Annotated in this window: 16 protein-coding genes; 7 read left to right on the forward strand and 9 right to left on the reverse strand. The window is 62.9% G+C overall.

Annotated features, from left to right (window positions below; all coding sequences use genetic code 11):
* The first annotated feature begins 183 nt into the window (after positions 1-183).
* Both M0D65_RS30385 and M0D65_RS30390 read left to right on the forward strand, forming a co-directional pair.
* Positions 184-2,160, forward strand: coding sequence for a protease pro-enzyme activation domain-containing protein (locus tag M0D65_RS30385; RefSeq protein ID WP_266255804.1), 1,977 nt, complete (start codon positions 184-186; stop codon positions 2,158-2,160).
* A gap of 452 nt (positions 2,161-2,612) precedes the next feature.
* Positions 2,613-3,740 carry a class I SAM-dependent methyltransferase gene (locus M0D65_RS30390; RefSeq protein WP_266255805.1) on the forward strand — a complete coding sequence of 376 codons (1,128 nt, stop codon included), beginning with the start codon at positions 2,613-2,615 and terminating at the stop codon, positions 3,738-3,740.
* Here M0D65_RS30390 and M0D65_RS30395 read toward each other — a convergent pair.
* From M0D65_RS30395 to M0D65_RS30410, 4 genes are all read right to left on the reverse strand, one after another.
* Positions 3,737-5,008, reverse strand: a complete 1,272-nt coding sequence (locus M0D65_RS30395) for a TIGR03862 family flavoprotein (protein ID WP_266255806.1) — start codon at positions 5,006-5,008, stop codon at positions 3,737-3,739. The two genes, M0D65_RS30390 and M0D65_RS30395, sit on opposite strands and share 4 nt — an antisense overlap.
* A 156-nt stretch (positions 5,009-5,164) precedes the next feature.
* Complete coding sequence (locus M0D65_RS30400; protein WP_266255807.1) at positions 5,165-6,724, reverse strand: UxaA family hydrolase; 1,560 nt, start codon at positions 6,722-6,724, stop codon at positions 5,165-5,167.
* A 41-nt stretch (positions 6,725-6,765) separates the two neighbouring features.
* The gene (locus M0D65_RS30405; protein ID WP_266255808.1) at positions 6,766-8,049 is read right to left on the reverse strand and encodes an MFS transporter; all 1,284 of its coding nucleotides are present in this window, start codon (positions 8,047-8,049) and stop codon (positions 6,766-6,768) included.
* A 577-nt stretch (positions 8,050-8,626) separates the two neighbouring features.
* Positions 8,627-8,947: a DNA-binding protein gene (locus M0D65_RS30410; protein ID WP_091019804.1), complete on the reverse strand. Its 321-nt coding sequence runs from the start codon at positions 8,945-8,947 to the stop codon at positions 8,627-8,629.
* A gap of 392 nt (positions 8,948-9,339) precedes the next feature.
* Here M0D65_RS30410 and M0D65_RS30415 point away from each other — a divergent pair, with 392 nt between their 5' ends.
* Positions 9,340-10,170, forward strand: coding sequence for an SAM-dependent methyltransferase (locus M0D65_RS30415; protein ID WP_266255809.1), 831 nt, complete (start codon positions 9,340-9,342; stop codon positions 10,168-10,170).
* Positions 10,171-10,196: 26 nt separating this feature from the next.
* Here M0D65_RS30415 and M0D65_RS30420 read toward each other — a convergent pair whose 3' ends face one another.
* The gene (locus M0D65_RS30420; protein WP_266255810.1) at positions 10,197-10,760 is read right to left on the reverse strand and encodes a DUF1415 domain-containing protein; all 564 of its coding nucleotides are present in this window, start codon (positions 10,758-10,760) and stop codon (positions 10,197-10,199) included.
* A gap of 2 nt (positions 10,761-10,762) precedes the next feature.
* Complete coding sequence (locus M0D65_RS30425) at positions 10,763-11,437, reverse strand: TetR/AcrR family transcriptional regulator (RefSeq protein ID WP_266255811.1); 675 nt, start codon at positions 11,435-11,437, stop codon at positions 10,763-10,765.
* Between the two features lie 170 nt (positions 11,438-11,607).
* Here M0D65_RS30425 and M0D65_RS30430 point away from each other — a divergent pair, with 170 nt between their 5' ends.
* Together M0D65_RS30430 and M0D65_RS30435 are read left to right on the forward strand one after the other, a co-directional pair.
* Positions 11,608-12,891 (forward strand): MFS transporter, encoded by a 1,284-nt coding sequence (locus M0D65_RS30430; protein ID WP_266255812.1) that lies wholly within the window; start codon positions 11,608-11,610, stop codon positions 12,889-12,891.
* A 166-nt stretch (positions 12,892-13,057) separates the two neighbouring features.
* Positions 13,058-13,660, forward strand: coding sequence for a nitroreductase family protein (locus tag M0D65_RS30435; RefSeq protein ID WP_266255813.1), 603 nt, complete (start codon positions 13,058-13,060; stop codon positions 13,658-13,660).
* 75 nt (positions 13,661-13,735) lie between these two features.
* Here M0D65_RS30435 and M0D65_RS30440 read toward each other — a convergent pair whose 3' ends face one another.
* A complete protein-coding gene (locus M0D65_RS30440) occupies positions 13,736-15,214 on the reverse strand; it encodes an MFS transporter (protein WP_266255814.1) in 1,479 nt (492 codons plus the stop codon).
* A 155-nt stretch (positions 15,215-15,369) separates the two neighbouring features.
* Here M0D65_RS30440 and M0D65_RS30445 point away from each other — a divergent pair, with 155 nt between their 5' ends.
* On the forward strand, positions 15,370-16,623 hold the full coding sequence (locus M0D65_RS30445) for an Hsp70 family protein (protein ID WP_266255815.1): 1,254 nt from the start codon (positions 15,370-15,372) through the stop codon (positions 16,621-16,623).
* Positions 16,624-16,698: 75 nt separating this feature from the next.
* On the opposite strand, the gene M0D65_RS30450 is transcribed toward M0D65_RS30445, so the two are convergent.
* Complete coding sequence (locus M0D65_RS30450; RefSeq protein ID WP_091019821.1) at positions 16,699-16,902, reverse strand: cold-shock protein; 204 nt, start codon at positions 16,900-16,902, stop codon at positions 16,699-16,701.
* Positions 16,903-17,363: 461 nt separating this feature from the next.
* On the opposite strand from M0D65_RS30450, the gene M0D65_RS30455 reads away from it, so the two are divergent.
* The gene (locus M0D65_RS30455) at positions 17,364-18,956 is read left to right on the forward strand and encodes an APC family permease (RefSeq protein ID WP_091019823.1); all 1,593 of its coding nucleotides are present in this window, start codon (positions 17,364-17,366) and stop codon (positions 18,954-18,956) included.
* A 133-nt stretch (positions 18,957-19,089) separates the two neighbouring features.
* Here M0D65_RS30455 and M0D65_RS30460 read toward each other — a convergent pair whose 3' ends face one another.
* Positions 19,090-19,875 carry a class III extradiol ring-cleavage dioxygenase gene (locus tag M0D65_RS30460; RefSeq protein ID WP_266255816.1) on the reverse strand — a complete coding sequence of 262 codons (786 nt, stop codon included), beginning with the start codon at positions 19,873-19,875 and terminating at the stop codon, positions 19,090-19,092.
* Between the last annotated feature and the right edge of the window lie 76 nt (positions 19,876-19,951).

Genomic DNA, 19,951 nt, shown 5'->3' on the forward strand with positions numbered 1-19,951 from the left:
GAAAAATTAAGAATTACTACCTTGCAAATGAAAACGGCTAGCCTACTATTCGGTCACGAAAAAATTACGAATTGCCGAATGAACATCGATGAGCAATGCATCTCCTGCGCTGCTCATTGTGTTTTGTTATCCCAGCACCACCCGTGCTGGCCTACAGGTGGCCGTTTGATCTCACGAGGAAGCATGATGCCCAAACAAGCACCGTCTTTCGTCGCACCGATTCTTTCCGCGACGTGTCGTCTCTCAGTTCTGTCGTTGATCGGTTTGTCTGCAACCGGTTTGATGGTGTTGCCCGCGCAAGCGCAAAGCAATTCCACCGACTGGGTGTCGACCAACACCCACGCGTTTGCCGCACCGTCCGCAGCTTCAGGCGCGCAAGCGTCGACTAACTTCGCCGGCGGCTCTGCTAACGAACTCGCTGCGAACACGCCGATTCACGTCGTGGTGTCGCTGAAGATGCGCGACCAGAAGGGTCTCGACGCCTTCATCAACCAGGTCAATCAGCCGGGCAGCCCGAACTATCGTCAGTACCTGACGCCGGATCAGATACTCGCGACGTACGCGCCGACCGAAGCCCAGGTGCAGACGGTGGTGGAGTATCTGACGCGTGCTGGCTTCAAGAATGTCCGCGCCGCGAAGAACCGGTTGCTGGTCACCGCGGACGGCAACGCTGCGCTTGTGAAGTCGGCGTTCAACACGAGCCTCAAGCGTTTCACGCAAGACGGCCACCAGGTCTACGCGAACACGAGCGACGCGCAGGTTCCGGCAGCGCTCGGCGACATCGTCGATTCAGTGCTGGGACTGCAGAACGCAGCGACGGCGCATACCAACTACCGTATCTATCGCCCTGAGCCGAGCGCGAGTACCCAGCTCAAGCGCAGCCTTGCCGCCGCACCTGTGCTGACGGGCCACAATCCGGTCGAGTTCTCGAATATCTACGCCGCCGGTTCGACACCGACCGCGTCGGCCACGACGGTCGGGATCATTTCGGAAGGCGATCTGACGCAGACGCTGTCCGATCTCCAGACGTTCACGACGAACAACGGGCTCGGCAACGTCGCGACCCAGGTTGTGCAAACCGGACCGGACGGCAGCGACTACAGCGATACGGATGGCACGGTCGAGTGGAACCTCGACAGCCAGTCGATCGTCGGTGCTGCGGGCGGTGCCGTGAACAAGCTGGTGTTCTACGCCGCGCCGTCGATGTCGCTCGGCGACATCACGGCCGCCTACAACCAGGCGGTCTCCGACAACGTCGCGAAGGTGATCAACGTATCGCTCGGCGTGTGCGAAGCGAGTGCGAAGTCAGAAGGTTCGCAGGCCGCCGACGACGCCATCTTCAAGGTCGCGATGGCACAAGGGCAGGTCTTCTCGGTGTCGGCCGGCGATCATGGTGTGTATGAATGCCAGAACGGTAAGCCGCCCTCGAATCTGCGCACCTACACCGTCAGCGAACCGGCAACTTCGCCGTACGTGATTTCGGTTGGCGGCACGGGTCTCTACACCGTGGGCGGCAAGTACGATCACGAAAACGTGTGGAACGAAGGCGTCAATTCGCGTGGCGTGCTGTGGGCGACTGGCGGCGGCATCAGCAAGTACGAAGCCGCACCGACGTGGCAATCGTCGGTCACGGGCAGCAAGTTGCGCACGGTGCCGGATATCGGCTTCGATGCGGATGGCCGCAGCGGCGCGATCCTCGTCTATCAAGGGCAGACGAGCGGTACGTTGCCGGGCGCAGGTCCTGACGATCCGAACCAGGTCGGTGGGACGAGTCTGGCGGCACCGATCTTCTCGGGCATCTGGGCGCGTGTGCAATCGGCGAACAACAACACGCTGGCGTTTCCCGCTGCGAGCATCTACAGCAATGCGACCACGAAGCCCGGTCTTTTTCACCCGGTCACGTCGGGTAATAACGGCATCACGAAGAGCGGTGTGACCTACGGCTACAGCGCGACGCAGGGCTTCGACTACGTCACGGGCTGGGGCAGCTTCGACATCTCGCAACTGAATGCAGCTTATGGTTCGACACCGGTGGCTGCCGGCGGTGGCAAGAGCGGGAACACCGGCAATAGCGGCAACGGCGGCAGCAGCAACGCGCAGGGCGGTTCGCCGGATCTGTTCGGTCTGCTGGGTGGCCTGTTCGGAAGCTGGTGGTGGTAAGTCGTAGCCCGGCGGCGCGCAACCTGTGCAGATGCATCGTTTTCTGGTTGCGACGGCCGGGCGTTTCAGGACGAACGTCGACGGGATCCGTCTGGTGTTCGGGCCAGCAGTAAGGACATAACCGAGCAGGTGTCCGTCGGACCACGACGGACACCGCTTAAACGCCGGCGCGAGCCGGCGTTGCTCGTTTACCGTGACGCTTGCGCCTGCGCATACAACGCAGAGAACGGGTGGAAAGCATCGGCTGGCCCGCGCCGTACTACAATTCGAACCTGACGCCTGCTAACGGCGCGCAAGGCTCTGCCCAGCAACACGAACGATCTTGCTTGCCGCTTCGGGCTCGACATCGCGCCACGGCATGCCCGCGAGTTCATCGGTGACCAGAACGGAAGGCACGGCAAACCGACCTGCCACATCCAGTCATCGCTTGCCCCATTCATCACTCATCACCGATGACCACCCCTTACCCGACTCTCACCTGGCCTGCCGCAGACGGCCCCGAAACCGCTCGCTGGCGTTCGGAAGCCGCGGTCCCGCCGCCTAAGCGCGTCGTGCTCGCCGACGACCGCACGACCGCCGACACCGCATTTCGCCTCGCGAGCGAAGGCACCGCGTTGCTATGGAACGGCGATTACCAGAACGCACGACAGCTGTTGCAGGCCATTACACGCCGCATCGAACGCAAGCCGCCCAAGCAGGCGGTCACTGCAAAGGATGCGTTCAACCTGCATCGCCAGGCGCAGGCACAGCGCGCCCGCACGCTCGGCATGGTGTTGATTCCACTAACCGGCGACTATACGATCCCGCTGCGCCGCGCACCGGAAGTTACGCAGGCTTGCATCGAAGCGTGGGGCGCGGCGGACGGCGAGGCCTCGGTTGTTTCGCTGCGCGAACTGCTCGGCCTGATCGGCGCGCATGAGTGGCGCAAGAAGGGCGTCGAGATTCCGGCGCTCGGCGAGCGGATTCATCCGTACTACGGCGTGTTTTCGCCGGTGCGTGGCGAGTATGTCGATCTGGTTGCTCGGATGGTGTTGCCGTCACTGGAAAAGGCTTTCGATATCGGCACCGGCACCGGCGTGCTCGCCGCGTTGCTTGCGAAGCGCGGTGTGAAGAAAATCGTCGCCACCGATCAGGACCCGCGTGCGCTAGCGTGCGCACAGGAGAACATGACGCGGCTCGGCTATGACCGGCAGGTGCGCGTCGTGCAAGCCGATCTGTTTCCCGAAGGACTCGCGCCGCTGATCATCTGCAATCCGCCGTGGGTGCCGGCGCGGCCGTCGTCGCCGATCGAGCACGCGGTCTTCGATCCCGATAGCCGCATGCTGCTCGGCTTTCTCGGCGGACTTACCGCGCATCTCCAGCCAGGCGGCGAGGGCTGGTTGATCCTGTCGGATTTCGCCGAGCACCTCGGGTTGCGCACGCGCGCGATGTTGCTCGACGCGATCAAGGCGGCCGGTCTTGAAGTGGCTGGTCGCGAAGACATCCGGCCGCGGCATCCGAAGTCATCCGATCCCTTGGACCCGCTGCATGTCGCGCGTCTCGCGGAAGTGACGTCGCTGTGGCGTCTGAAGGCGCGCTAGCGTCGCGCCAGGCGGTCCAGATACGCGTGCACGCCCTCACCCGCGACGAGGCCGCTCGCGAAGCAAGCGGTCAGCAGATAACCGCCCGTTGGTGCTTCCCAGTCGAGCATTTCGCCCGCGCAGAATACGCCGGGTAACTGCTCGATCATCAGGTTCGCATCGAGTGCTTCGAACGGAATGCCGCCGGCGCTGCTGATCGCTTCTTCGATCGGACGTGGACGTAGCAAGCGCAACGGCAGTGCCTTCAATGTGCGAGCCACCAGCGCCGCATCGCCAAGCGCTTCTTTCGGCAGGCATTCGTGCAGGAGCGCAAACTTCACGCCCGCGACGCCGATGCGGCTATGCAGATGGCTCGATAGCGAGCGCGAACCGCGCGGCCGCATGACTTCTTCGGTGACGCGTTCAACGGACAGGTCCGGCACGAGATCGAGATGCAGCGTTACTTCGCCATCGGCCTCTATCCGTTCGCGGATCACCGACGACAGCGCATACACGAGGCTCCCCTCAATTCCCGTCGCGGTAATAACTATCTCACCTTTTCGATTCTGGACTTTTTTGTCTACATCGACGACGGTGATTGCAACGGGCTTCAGTGGCTGTCCGGCGAAGCGCTCGCGAAAATAATCGCTCCATACGGTGTCGAAACCGCTGTTCGCCGAACGCAGTGGCACGGCCTGCACGCCGCGAGCGCCGAGCAGCGGCACCCATGCGGCATCTGAGCCGAGACGCGGCCAGCTCGCACCGCCTGTCGCGAGGACGAGCGCATCGGTGGTGATGTTTTGCTCGCCATCGGGTGTGGCGAAGCGCAGCGCGTGACGTGCTCCGTTCGTCGCACCGTCCTCGTTCCAGCCGATCCATTTGTGCCGCATATGAAAACGCACGCCGCGTTCCTTCAACCTATGCAGCCAGGCACGCAGCATCGGCGCGGCTTTCATATCGGTGGGGAATACGCGGCCCGAACTTCCGACGAAGGTCCCCACGCCGAGATCGTAGAGCCACGCACGCAGCGCATCGGGACCGAAGCGGTCGAGCAGCGGCGCGATCTGTGCGCGTCGTGCACCGTAACGCTCGACGAAGCGTTCCAACGGCTCCGAGTGCGTGATGTTCATGCCGCCCTTGCCGGCCATCAGGAATTTGCGTCCCGCCGATGGCATCGCGTCATACACGTCGACCTGCACGTGCTCGCGGCTCAGCGCTTCGGCGGCCATGAGACCGGCCGGGCCAGCGCCGATGATGGCAACAGAAGTGGAATCGTGGGGAGCGGGCATGGGCGGTATCGAGGGGAGGGAAGGAAAGCGGCGGCGGGCAGCGTGCGCGGTGGGCGCCAAGGCTCGCCGCGGTTCGCCATTGTCACACCCATACCGGTGCACCGCAAACCTTGCGATACAGCGCTTCGTCAACGAACCGTTGTATGTGCTACCGCGTCAGGTAATCACACCCACCTGCCACGGCACGAATTCGCTTTGCCCATAGCCATGCAGCTCGCTCTTCGAGCGCGTACCCGATGCGCAATCGAGCATCATCCGGAAGATCGCCTCGCCGAGTTCATCGATGTTCGCCGTGCCGTCGATCACCCCACCGCAATTGATGTCGATATCGTCCTGCTGCCGCTCCCACAACGCCGTATTGGTTGCGAGTTTCAGCGAAGGCGATGGCGCACAGCCGTAAGCCGAGCCGCGACCGGTCGTGAAGCAGATCAGGTTCGCACCCGAAGCCACCTGGCCGGTCGCCGACATCGGATCGTAGCCGGGCGAATCCATGAAAACGAAGCCTTTCGCGTCGATCGGCTGTGCGTATTCGTAGACGTCGACGAGATTCGTCGTACCGCCTTTCGCGACCGCGCCGAGCGATTTCTCGAGGATCGTCGTCAGACCGCCCGCTTTATTGCCGGCCGACGGATTGTTATCGAGCGCCGCGCCGTTGCGTGCGCAGTAGTCCTGCCACCACGCAATGCGCGCAAGCAGCTTCTCGCCGACCTCGCGATTTACTGCACGGCGCGTCAGCAGATGTTCCGCGCCGTAGATTTCCGGTGTTTCCGACAGGATCGCCGTACCGCCGTGTCGCACGAGCCTATCGACTGCCGCGCCGAGCGCCGGATTGGCCGAAATACCCGAGTAACCGTCGGAGCCGCCGCATTGCAAACCGACCATCAGATGCGACGCAGGCACTGGCTCACGGCGCACGCGGTTTGCATCGGCGAGCATTTCTCGGACCGTCGCGATGCCGTGCTCGATCGTTTTGCGCGTACCGCCGCTGTCCTGAATCGTGAAGCTGCGCAGTCGCTTTGGATCGTCGCCGAATCCACCCGCTTCGAGTACACCGCCGATCTGATTGGTTTCGCAACCGAGACCGACGAACAGCACCGACGCGAAATTCGGATGGGCGGCGTAACCGGCCAGCGTGCGGCGCAGGATCGCGAGGCCTTCGCCGTGCAGATCGATTCCGCAACCGAGGCCGTGCGTGAGCGCGATCACGCCATCGACGTTCGGGTAGTCGGCCAGCGCCTCGGGGTGCACATCGCGGCGGAAGTGATCGGCGATCGCGCGCGCAACCGTGGCCGAGCAGTTCACGCTCGTCAACACGCCGATGTAGTTGCGCGTGGCGATGCGCTCACCGTTCTTCGCGGCAGCCGGTCGGCGGATGCCCATGAAATGCGCGGGCTGCGCGACGTATGCCGTCGGATGCAAGTCGATACCGAACGCATGCTCGCGTGCGAACTCGGCCATGCTCAGGTTATGGACGTGCACATGCTGGCCCGGCGCGATGGCATCGCGTGCCACACCGATGATCTGGTTGTAGCGCTTGACCGGCTCGCCTTTTGCGATCGCGCGCGTTGCGAGCTTGTGCCCTGGCGGGATCAATCCCGCGACGACAACGCGTTCGGACTCGATCGCCGTACCGGAGACGAGCTGACGCGTGGCGATCACGACGTCGTCGTTGGGATGCAGCCGGATCACGGCGTGAGCGGCGGTGAGAGTCGACATGGGTTCCTCGAATGCAAAAATGAGCGCGTCCGTTAGAGCGGTCAGACCGGCGAGCGCACCGGCTCCGGATCATCGCGATGCGCGGAGTCGCCAGACAACGGCTCGATCCGTCCGACGATCACCAGATAGCTGAACGCGCCGAGAAAGCAGAAGCCGCCCGCGACGATCAGTGGAATCGTGAACGAGCCTTTCGTCATCGCGACCATCACGCCAGTGAACGTCGTGATGACGATGCCCGCCAGGTTGGACGCGAAGTTCTGGATACCGCTGATCGAAGCGACGTGGCGCGGCGAAGGCGCGACATCGGCGGGCAGCGACCAGATGCTGGCGGCGGCAAACGCGAGGCTGCCGTACGCGATGCCGAAGAACCCGAGCATCAGGTAGATGTTCGACGTGAACGCGGACAGCGTGATCACCGACGACATCAGCATGCCGCCCACCATGCACGTCTTGCGCGAGGCGGTGAGACTCCAGCCGCGTCGATAGAGCGCATCGGAGATGTAGCCACCGAGCCAGCCGCCCGGGATCGAGATCAGCGCCGGGACCATGCCGAGCGTGCCGAGCGATTTCAGCGAGAAGCCACGCGTCTGCACGAGATAGCTCGGAAACCACGTGATGAAGAAGTAGATGACGAAGTTCAGGCAGAAGAAGCCGATCATCATTCCCCACATCGTGCGATGGCGGAACAGCGAGGCCCACGTCGCATCGCCGGCGCTGCGTACGTGCGGCTGCGGCACGATGTCTTTCTCGCCGGTCATGTCGCCGTGCGCTGGGCTGCGATAGATCGCAAACCAGCCGAGCATCCACACCGCGCCGATCAACCCGGTGATCACAAACGAAGCCTTCCATCCAAGCGTACCGATGATCAGCGCGACGACGGGAATCGACAGCGCGGAGCCGACTCGCGAACCGCTATCGAAGATGCTGGTCGCGAGCGCGCGCTGCGCCGGCTTGAACCACTGGCTGACGAGCTTCGCACACGATGGATAGGCGCCCGCTTCGCCGATGCCGAGCATCAGCCGGCAGCCGAACATCCCCGCCACGCTCGAGGTCGCCGCGGTTGCGGCGGTGAAGAGCGACCACCAGCCCACCGCGAGCGGCAACGCGATGCGTGCGCCGACCCGGTCGATGAACCAGCCGAACGGCATCTGCATCAGTGCGTAGGTCCAGAAGAAGCCGCTCAGGATCAGGCCCATCTCGGCGGGGCCAATGCCGAGTGCTTTTTCGATCTGCGGTGCCGCGACAGCGAGATTCGCGCGATCGATGTAGTTCACCGCGATCGCGAGGAAGCAGAACAGGATCACCACCCAGCGCATTTTCCTCATGCTACGTCTCCTCCAGTGGCGGCATCGATTGTATGGATCGTGCCGTCCGCTGCGATGCCAGGCAGGCGGGCGGTCTGTCCTGTGCGTTCCGCTCTGGTGGCGGAACTGCTTTGGGGCTAGTGCGCTGCGTTCAGGCGACAGTGGTCTCAGGCCGCGCGCGACACGGTGGTGTGCCTAATCGGACCTCGATGCGGTGAAGAAGACGTTGACGTCAGGAGTCATGGTCCGCCACCTTGAGCATGTTTCTGTTGCTGGAGCCATCGACGTTGGCAAGGAGGCCGCCCTTGCACGTCGTTTTCATGTCGAGCGGCTCTCCTTGATGTCGATACGGATTCACGCATCATAGCGGATGCCGACTTCGGAGTTTCCCGCAATCATGGGGGCTGTGAACAGGCAATTGGGAGGGGGCTACAGCGCGCCGCGTTGGCGACGAGAGGATGTGGAGCGGCGTGCGGGCGCAAGCCGCCGTGCAGCGTCACCTAAAGGTGTCACACGCGCAGTACATGAGACAACTGCGTCACTGGGCACAACCACGCGCCCATCCGCGCACCTGGCGCGCAGTCAGCCCGCGAACCAGCTACCCCGGATAAGCCTCATCAACCTTCAACCCCGCCAGCTTGAAAATCACCCGCAAGGTCTGCGGCTTGATATCACGCCGCGAGGCGAGCGTCGTCATCACGAAGTCGAGCACCTTCGCGTACTTGAGCAGCGTCAACGAGCTTTCGAGGTCGACGCTTCCATCGCGCATCGCCTCGGCGAGCCGCAACATCTCGGTGGAAATGTCGCGTGCCATTTCCAGTTCGAGTTGCTGCTTCTCCGTCCATGCTGGCGTCGCCGTCAGCTTCGCAAGCAGTTCCTGAAACTTCTGCTCTGCGCTTCCGTTGGGTATCGCGTCCATTGCCGCCTCTTCATCGTCTGAGCGCGCTTCCGGTTGAGATCGCGGCGCACTGCAGGTTACGTAACGTTCGAGCCCGTGTTCCGGGTCCGACCTCCCACACGCTTGACGGTCCGCACGATCGAAAGCGGTGTCCGGCAGCCTGTCCTTGTTGTTCTGCCGGGCTCGACAGGCAGCCCGGCATTCGGCATGACAGCGCGGCGATTGCCCCGCGCCGCGCCTGGCGTAATCAAGAGCAGGAAGTATTCCAGGTTGCTGCGTCTGCGGCCGGTTGTGCCGGTAAAAGTGCCGGTAAAAAACTCGCTCGCTCGCGCTTTCGGTAAACTGGCAGCAACTTTTCTCTTTTTCCGTCGCCTGTCGCACGTTCGCGATGCAATCGGCGGCGGTTTCAATCGATGTCCGGCAAAACTCACGAAATCCGTCCCAACCAGTCCGTCGAACTGCTGAAGGAGCTGCATATCCTGACGCGCGACGGCAAGATGAATCAGGACAGCCGTCGCAAGCTGAAGCAGGTCTATCACCTGTTCCAGTTCATCGAGCCGTTGCTGAAAGAATTGAAAGCAGCGCAGGGCGACATGACGCTCGTCGACCACGGCGCGGGCAAGTCGTATCTCGGCTTTATCCTCTACGACCTGTTCTTCAAGGAACAGCACGACGGGTCGCACATCTACGGCATCGAGACGCGCGAAGAACTGGTGGTGAAATCGCAGGAGCTGGCGACGCGGCTGGGCTTCGGCGGGATGTCGTTCCTGAATCTGTCGGTGGCGGACTCGATCGTGTCGGACCGCCTGCCGCCTTCGATCGACATCGTCACCGCGCTGCACGCCTGCGACACCGCCACCGACGACGCCATCCGCTTCGCGCTGCGGAAGCAGGCGAAGTACATCGTCGTGGTGCCGTGCTGTCAGGCCGAAGTGGCCGGCGTTCTACGGCGCAACAAGGGGAAGTCGCTTGGGCAGGCGCTCGCGGAGATGTGGCGCCATCCGCTGCACACGCGCGAATTCGGCAGTCAGATCACCAACGTGCTGCGCTGTCTGCAGCTGGAGGCGCACGGGTACCAGGTGAGCGTGACCGAACTGGTCGGCTGGGAACACTCGATGAAAAACGAGCTGATCATCGCCCAGTACAAGGACTTGCCGCGGCGCCGTCCGGCGGAGCGGCTCAATGAAGTGATGGATACGCTGGGTATCGCCGAGATGCGCGAGCGGTTTTTCGCGCCGGCCTGAGCTTCGTTGTGCGGGCTGGCGCAGCCTTAGTCCTGCGCGGGTTCATTCATCCAGTCGAGCCAGCCCGCGTGACCCAGGCGCCGGAGCGTTTCCTGATTGCGTTCGTAGATATCGGCGGCGTCGGGAAACGCATCGACTGCACGCTCGATGCTCGCCTCGCGCAGCAGATGCAGGATCGGATACGGCGCGCGGTTCGTGTAGTTCTCGATATCGTCCGCTTCGCTACCTTCGAACTGATACCGCGGATGAAAGCTCGCAATCTGCAGTTCGCCTTCGAGGCGCAACTGCCGCAACAGCCGGTCCGCGAAGAACAGGCAGTCGTTGTAGTCGGTGAAATCGGCGAGCGCGTGCGGGAGGATCAGCAGCGTTGTGTCGATTGTGGCGGGATCGGCGGCGGTGAGGATTTGCAACTCCGCTTCGAGATCGCTCAGCACGCCTTCAAGGTTCGTGGCTTCGCTGATCGCGTAGCGGATCTGCTGCTTCACATGCACGGCCTTGGCGAACGGACACAGGTTCAGGCCGATCACCGCACGCGTGAGCCAGTGGCGGGTAGCGGCCAGCACGTCGTCGTGCGAGAGAGACGACGCCATCGTCACGGCCGCGGTTTCGATTGCGACGGCGACGAGAACGATGCGGCTGGTGTCCCCGCGCAAGCCGCGGCGATCAACAGTGCCGCCACGCGCGGCGCCGTGCGTATCGGTCCACAACCCGGACCGTAGGTCTGGCTCGCCGCATAGATTCCCTCGATCAACAACCCAAGCGCATCGGCGAGCGCCGCGGGATCGTCCGCGCCGGCTTCGCTCGCGAGTTCATTCAGCCGCGCCATCAGCTTCGTTTTGTTACGCAGGACGCAGAGTCGCGCCGGGTGCGATGCATCCGGGAATTCCGTCGATACGTTGACGAACGGGCAGCCGCGATAGTCATCCACGGATGCACGTCCCGAAAGATCCTCGAAGTACTGCACGAGTTGCTTTGCGGGCTCGCCAGGATGGCGGGCGACACTCTGTTCGAAGCGCCGGAAGAACCCTTCATCCGACCGCTCGAGGTAAGCGACGACCAGATCGTCCTTCGACGAAAACTGCCGGTACAGGCTCATCTTGTTGACGCCCGCCAGTTCGACCACCGCGTCGACGCCGACGGCCCGCACGCCTTCCCGATAAAAAAGCTCCTCGGCCGCATTTAACAGATGTTCCTGCGCCTCGGCGCCGGCCATCTGCGTACGGCTGCGGCGAACCGCTTCGGGCTTGACGGTCGTGCTATCGGTCATGGCATTCCACCTTCGGTTCATCAATGGCTTGACATGTTACCGACCAGTCACTAAGATCGCAACTCCATTGTGACAGATCGGTCACAAGTCCTTTACCGGATCGGTAACAATCCGGCACTCATTGAAAGCGGCGTCCCGCCTATAGCGGAAGCAGGCCGACTGGAGAACCGATGAACTGGGCAGCAAGAAGAATCGGCGGGCGTTTCCATTACGGGTGGCTCACGGTTGCCGTCGTGTTTCTGGTGTTGCTGGCCGCCGCCGGCACGCGCGCCACGCCGAGCGTGATGATGGTGCCGCTCGAACATCAGTTCGGCTGGAGCCGTGCGACGATCTCGCTGGCGATCTCGGTCAACATCGCGCTCTATGGCTTGATGGGGCCGTTCGCAGCCGCGGCGATGCAGCGCTTCGGCATACGACCCACCGTGCTGGTGGCGCTTTCGACGATGGCCGCCGGCGTGGCACTGTCGTCGCTGATGACGGCACCCTGGCAGATGATCCTGATCTGGGGCGTGATGGTGGGCGGCGCAACGGGTGTCGCGGCGCTGTCGTTGTCGGCAACCGTGGTGAACCGCTGGTTCACGACCCATCGCGGTCTCGTGATGGGCATCCTGACCGCCAGTTCGGCAACCGGCCAGCTCGTGTTCCTGCCGCTGCTCGCATCGATCGCGGAGCATCACGGCTGGCGTCAGGTCGTGTGGGTCGTCGCGGGGGCCGCCGCGGTTGTCCTGCCGCTCGTCGCGTTCCTGCTGCCTGAGCGGCCCGACAGCGTCTCACAGCGCCCGTACGGCGAAGCGCCTGGCGCGGTGGTGGCCACCCGCATCGAGACGAAGAATCCGTTGCAGATTGCATTCGGTACGCTTGCGTCGGCAAGCAAGACACGCGATTTCTGGTTGCTCTTCTTTAGCTTCTTTATCTGCGGCGCGAGCACCAACGGCTATATCGGCACCCACCTGATCGCGATGTGCGGCGACTACGGCATGACCGAAGTGCAGGGCGCATCGCTGCTCGCCGCGATGGGTATCTTCGATCTGTTCGGCACGACGCTGTCGGGCTGGCTGTCGGACCGCTTCAACAGTCGCGTGTTGCTGTTCTGGTACTACGGGTTGCGCGGCCTGTCGCTGATGTACTTGCCGCACGCATTCGGCATCGACTTCTACGGCCTGCCGATCTTCGCGCTGTTCTACGGGCTCGACTGGATCGCCACCGTACCGCCGACCGTGCGCCTTGCCACCGACGTCTACGGCAAGGAAGCCGCGCCGGTCGTGTTCGGCTGGATCGTCGCGGGCCATCAACTCGGCGCGGCATTTGCGGCACTGGGCGCGGGCATGCTGCGCTCGAGCCTCGGCACCTACACTGTTGCATCGATGATTTCGGGCGGCTTGTGTCTCGTCGCATCGGTGCTGGTGTTGCGCATCAACCGGCGCGACCGGCCGGTCGCGGCACAGGCAGCCTGAGTGCGTTCGTATCGAGTGCATTCACACCGAGTGCATTCGCATCGTCATCGACGATGTCCGTCCCATTGGACGCGCGAGCGCTCAAGCGCGTTTTGCGATGCCCGGGTTATGCTATGTGCCCCCGGGCGTTCGCCCGTCGACATATAACCTCGACTGAGAGAAGCGCATGACCACCAAACACGCACCGACCGACGTTTCCATTCACGAGTTGCTCGCCGGGCGCTGGAGCCCGCGGGCCTTTTCGAATGAGCCGGTGAGCCGCGAGCACTTGCATTCGGTTCTCGAGGCCGCGCGCTGGGCGCCGTCGTCCTTCAACGCACAGCCGTGGCGTTTCCTTGTATTCGATCGCAGCACAGACGAAGCATCATTCAAGCGCGCCTTCGCAACGCTCGTGCCGTTCAATCAAGGCTGGAATGGATCGGTGCCGGTGTTGATCGCCGTGACCACGCAAACACTGACGAGCAAGGGTGAAGTCAATCGTTGCGCACCCTACGATGCGGGTGCAGCCGCGATGGCGCTGGTGCTGCAGGCTCATGCGCTCGGCCTCGCTGCACATCAGATGGCTGGCGTCGATATCAATGCATTCCGCAGCGCGTTTGCGATTCCGGACGATGTCGAAGTGATCGCGATGATCTCGCTCGGACACTATGGCGATGCGGCGAAACTCGACCCGGCGTTGCGTGACCGCGAGAAGGCCGGGCGTACGCGTTCGCCGCTCGGCGAAATTGCCTTTGCCGGTGCGTGGAAGAAGCCTTTCGTGGCAGCTTGAGTACGCGGTAGGGCAACATGTGGCGCGCGGCTTTTGCCGCGCGTTTTTGTTTATGGCGTCGATTGCACAACAGCCTCAATCGTCATTGGCAACCGCCGACAGCGGTGTCGCCACACTCTCCAGCGATTTCCTTTCCGCATCGACACCCCAGATCCCCGCGATTACCGCCGCAACGAGCATGAGCGCCGAGCCGAGCAGATAACCCGCGAAGACTTCACTGCGCTGCTGCGTGTCGATCAACCGGCCGAACAGCGCCGGTCCTGCAATGCCTCCGAGCGCGGTGCCAAATGCATAGAACACCGCGATCGCAAGCGCGCGGATTTCGAGCGGAAACGATTCGCTCACCGTCAGATATGCAGAACTCGCCGCCGCCGAGGCAAAGAAGAAGATCGTCATCCACGCCAGCGTCTGTGTCGTCACGGTAAGCCACTGCTGTTCGAACAGATAGCCGCTCAGTGCCAGCAGGATGCCGGATAGCGCATAGGTCGTCGCGATCATCACGCGGCGGCCGATCACATCGAACAGCCGGCCAAGCACGAGCGGTCCGAGAAAGTTGCCGAGCGCGAACGGCAGCAGGTACCAGCCGATGTGGTCGCCTGGCACGTGATAGAAATCGCTGAGCACCAGTGCGTAGGTGAAGAAGATCGCGTTGTAGAAGAACGCCTGCGCTGTCATTAGCGAGAGGCCCACTAGCGAGCGCCGTCGATGCAGCCTGAACAGCGTATCGAATACTTCGCTGAGCGCCGTGTGTTTGCGCACGCGCAACCGCAGCGGGCTCGCGGTTGTATCGACGGGTGGCAGCGTGGCGCCGTTGTGGTGAAAACGCGCTTCGATACCCTCGACGATCGTGCGTGCCTCGTCGGCTTCGCCGTGTGTCAGCAGCCAGCGCGGACTTTCCGGTACCCATGCGCGCATCGGCAGGATGGCGAGGGCGAGCACCGCGCCGATCAGGAAGCACGCGCGCCAGCCCCAGTCCGCCGGCAGCAGGCCCGGATCGAGCAGCACCAGCGAGCCCGTCGCGCCGAGCCCCGCGCCGACCCAGAACGTCCCGTTGATCGCGAGATCGGTCCAGCCGCGCACGCGCGCCGGCATGAACTCCTGGATCGTCGAGTTGATCGCCGTATATTCACCGCCGATACCGGCACCGGTCAGGAAGCGGAACACGATGAAACTCGCGAGATTCCACGACAGCGCGGTGGCCGCGGTCGCGGCGAGGTAGAGCGTGAGCGTAATGAAGAACAGCTTGCGCCGACCGAGCCGGTCGGTGAGCCAGCCGAAACCGAGCGCCCCAAGCACCGCGCCCGCAATGTAGGCACTGCCTGTCAGCCCGACGTCCGCGTTGGAAAAATGCAGCGCCGGACTCGTCTTGAGCGCGCTCGCGACGGCGCCCGCCAGCGTCACTTCGAGCCCGTCCAGCAGCCAGGTGATCCCGAGCGCCGCGACGATCAGCGAGTGGAAACGACCCCACGGCAGGCGGTCGAGCCGCGCAGGCAGGTCGGTGACGACGATCGCGGGCGATGTATCGCGCGGTACGGCGGTGGACGGCCCGGTCATTTCGGCTTGTCTCCTGGCGTGGCGTGATTGGATGGTATAACCGCCTATCGCGAGCAATTTCCGTTCCGCGCACCGGTTGCCGTGCGCGGCGCTTCGTGATAAAAAGCCCGTCCTCTCTTTCTGTCAGCGCCCGCCGCGAGCGGCGACTCCCTGCGATGACTTATTGTGCGATTGACTTCGGCACGTCGAATTCGGCGGTCGCGTTGCCTGACGCCGCTGGGGCGATGCGCCTCGCGCCCGTCGAGCGTGACCACACGACGCTGCCCACCGCCGTGTTCTTCAATGTCGACGAGAATACCCGCGAGTTCGGCCGCGCGGCGCTGGAGGCGTATATCGACGGCTTCGACGGGCGTTTGATGCGCTCGATGAAGAGCATCCTTGGGTCATCGCTGGCAGAAACCACCACCGATCTCGGCGACGGGTCCGCGATCCGCTATACCGATGTGATCGCGCTGTTCGTCGAGCATCTGAAGCGCTCTGCGGAAGCGGCCGCTGGCGCGCCGATTCATCGTGCGGTGCTCGGCCGGCCGGTGTTTTTCGTCGACGACGATCCCCGCGCCGACCAGCTTGCGCAGCAGCAGCTCGAGGCGGCGGCGCGCTCGGTCGGCTTGCGCGAGATCCACTTCCAGTACGAACCGATCGCCGCCGCATTCGACTACGAGTCGCATCTCGAGGCGGAAGGGCTCGTGCTCGTGGCCGATATCGGCGGCGGTACGTCGGACTTCTCACTGGTGCGCGTCGGGCCGCAGCGCATGCATCGGCTCGAACGGAAAGACGACGTGCTCGCGCATCACGGCGTGCACGTGGCCGGGACCGATTTCGACCGCCGCGTCGAACTCGCGACGATCCTGCGCGAACTCGGCTATCAGACGTTCGACCCCGAAGGTCGCGAGATCCCGAACCGCGTGTATTTCGATCTGGCTACGTGGCATCTGATCAACACCGTCTATTCGCCCAAGCGAGTGAGCGAACTGTCGCTGATGCGGCACCTGTATCCGGATCTGCGGCATCACGACCGGCTGATGCGGGTCGTCGAGCGGCACCTTGGACACGCGCTGGCGGCCCATGCGGAAGAAGCGAAGATCGGCGTGGCGGCGGGCGGCGAGACGGTGATCGACCTCGATGAAGTGGAGGACGATCTGCGGCTTGCATTCGACGAAGCCCAACTCGTCGAGGCGGGACTGGAAGAGACGCGGCGCATCGTCCTCGCCGCACGCGATACCGTGCAGGCCGCAGGCATCGCCCCACGCGATGTGACGGCGGTCTACTTCACCGGTGGATCGACGGGACTGCGGTTCTTGTCGGGCGCGCTGGCAGCCGCATTTCCGGATGCACAGCCGGTGTTCGGCGATCGCCTCGCGAGCGTCGCGACCGGGCTCGGCATTCACGCGCAACGTCTATTCGTTTGAAATAAAACCCCGCGCTAAAAACAAAAAACCCCGCCAAGGCGGGGTTTTGTGCGTCCAGAAAAGGAAGCGTGCAGCTTACACCGGCTTGATGTTCGCAGCTTGCTTGCCCTTCGGGCCGGTCTTCACTTCGAAAGACACTTTTTGGTTTTCTTGCAGCGTCTTGAAGCCTTCCGTGCGGATTTCCGAGAAATGCGCGAACAGATCTTCGCCGCCGCCGTCGGGAGTGATGAAGCCAAAGCCCTTTGCGTCATTGAACCACTTGACGGTACCGGTTTCCATATTACTTGTTCCTAAAGATGATGAATAAGGCCGAAGCCCGTGGGGTGCATGAAAATCAAGGAAGGGGGTAATGGGACCAACCGGAGTACCGTTGATGGGCGAACTACGAAAGACCAATTCACTCGCCGCTTGAAATCCTGCCCGTCCGTTATACGGACATTTCGAGAGAAGGTCAATCGAAACCCACGGCGGCGCAAGGTTTTTGGCACCTGGCCCAAGTATTGCTTACAAAGCTTTCTATTCTTCGGGATTTTTTCCAGGGACAACCCGCATTTTCACTGCAATGATCCAGGGCAACCGTTAAACTACGCGCCGCGTGATGGTTGCGCCCGGCCCCGGGTTCGCACACCACGCACGGCGGTCGGTCGCCGTTAAGAACAAATCCCGCTTCAACAGCTCTTTTTGCAGGGCGCCGCGGCGATACGATAGAGACCGGCAGGCTCTCGAACACAGGAGAAGACGTGAAAAGTTCTATTCAACGGAACATCGGGCCGGTGGCGCTGATGCTGACCGGCCTCGGTTCGATCATCGGTTCGGGCTGGCTCTTCGGCGCGTGGAAGGCGGCAAAAATTGCCGGGCCGGCGTCGATTTGTGCATGGATCATCGGTGCGGTCGTGATTCTCGCTATTGCGCTCACCTATGCCGAACTGGGTGCGATGTTTCCTGAGTCGGGCGGCATGGTGCGCTACGCGCGCTACTCGCACGGCGCGCTGGTCGGTTTTATCAGCGCATGGGCCAACTGGATCGCCATCGTCTCGGTGATTCCGATCGAAGCCGAAGCATCGATCCAGTACATGAGTACCTGGCCATACCAGTGGGCGCATGATCTATTCGTCAACGGGTCGCTAACCACGTTAGGGTTACTGCTTTCCGCAGTGCTCGTGATCATCTACTTCCTGCTGAATTACTGGGGCGTCAAGCTGTTCGCCCGGGCTAATTCGGCGATCACGGTCTTCAAGTTCCTGATTCCCGGCGCCACGATCCTGGGCCTGATGCTGACGGGCTTTCACCACGAGAACTTCGGTGAAGCCAGCACGTTTGCTCCGTACGGCTGGTCGGCGGTGTTTACCGCGGTCGCGACGAGCGGCATCGTATTCGCGTTCAACGGTTTCCAGAGCCCGATCAACCTGGCGGGCGAAGCGCGCAATCCGGCGAAGAGCGTGCCGTTCGCGGTGATCGGTTCGATCCTGCTGGCGCTCGTGATCTATGTGCTGCTGCAGATCGCCTACATCGGCGCGGTGAATCCGACCGATGTGCTGAAGGGCTGGAGCCATTTCAACTTCGCCTCGCCGTTCGCCGAACTCGCGCTCGCGCTGAACCTGAACTGGCTCGCCATCCTGCTGTACGTCGATGCATTCGTTAGCCCGAGCGGCACCGGCACGACGTACATGGCGACGACGACCCGAATGATCTACGCGATGGAGCGCAACAACACGATGCCCAAGATGTTCGGCAACGTGCATCCGCTCTATGGCGTGCCGCGTCAGGCGATGTGGTTCAACCTGCTCGTGTCGTTCATCTTCCTGTTCTTCTTCCGCGGCTGGAGTTCGCTGGCGGCGGTGATTTCGGTGGCGACGGTGATCTCGTACCTGACGGGCCCGATCAGCCTGATGTCGCTGCGCCGTGCGGCAACCGATCTCGACCGGCCGCTGCACATTCCGGGCATGAAGGTGATCGCGCCGTTCGCATTCGTTTGCGCATCGCTGATCCTGTTCTGGGCGAAATGGCCGCTGACCGGCGAGATCATCCTGCTGATGATCGTCGCGCTGCCGGTGTACTTCTACTACCAGACGAAGGCGGGCTTCGCCGGCTGGGGCCGCGATCTGAAGGCGGCGTGGTGGCTCGTCGCGTATCTGCCGGTGATGGCGATCCTGTCGCTGATCGGCAGCAAGCAGTTTGGCGGTCACAACATCCTGCCGTACGGCTGGGACATGCTCGTCGTGATCATCTGCTCGCTGATCTTCTATTACTGGGGTGTGCATACCGGCTATCGCACCGACTACCTCAACGAGCGTGAGAACCCGGACGAGATTCTCGAAGGGATCGGCGCTTGAGGTATCGCATGCACGGTCTGCGCGCCTGAATGGTGGCAGACCGCGTAGTACAACAGACGCGGTAAACGACAAGGCCCGCCTTGACTGATTCAGGTCAAGGCGGGCCTTGTCGTTTGTGGTTACGGCGCTGCTGTTATGCGTTGCCGAATACGTAGTTCGTCATCGCCAGGGTGCGCTGGTACGTGCCCAGCGACTGGACCGATAGCGTGTAATCGTCGTCCGCGGCGCCCAGGGCGGCGAATACCGGCAGCAGGTGCTCGTCGGTGGGATGCATCAATACCGCGTGCGGCGCGCGGCTGCGATAGTCGAGCAACGCATCGATATCGCGCGCGGCCAGCCGCTCTTCGAACCAGTCGGTGAATTCGGCGACACGTGGATCGGCGTCGTCCGGGCCCGCCGAGAAATCCGCGCTGCGCAGGTTGTGCGTGATCTGGCCGGAGCCGATCACCATCACGCCGTCATCCTTCAGCGCGCGCAATGCCCGGCCTACACGGAAGTGATGCGCGGCGTCCATGTGAGGCTGGATCGACAGCTGGGCGACGGGGATGTCGGCGGCGGGGAACATCAGCAGCATCGGCACCCACGCGCCGTGATCGAGCCCGTGCGACTGCGTCGTCGCGAGCAGGCCCTGCTCGCTCAACTGAGCGGCGGCGCGGCGTGCCACGTCGGGTGCACCGGGTGCCGGATAACGGATCTCGTAGAGCGCGCGCGGAAAGCCGTAGAAGTCGTGGATCGTCTCGGGTTGTTGCGCCGTGCTGGCCACCGGCGCCGCCGTGCCCCAGTGGGCGGAGAGCATCAGGATCGCGTCGGGACGCGGCAACTGGGTCGACAACGCCGCGAATTCGCCAGACGGCATGGACGGATCGATCGGCAGGGTTGGCGCACCGTGCGAGAGGAAAAGAGCAGGTAGACGGGTCATCGCAGCGAGGCCGCGGCAAAAGCGGCTGGAAGGTTTCGTTGCGTTGAATATAGAGGCGAACCAGCCGTGGATAAAC

Source organism: Paraburkholderia sp. CHISQ3, assembly GCF_030464945.1.
GTDB classification, from domain to species: domain Bacteria; phylum Pseudomonadota; class Gammaproteobacteria; order Burkholderiales; family Burkholderiaceae; genus Paraburkholderia; species Paraburkholderia megapolitana.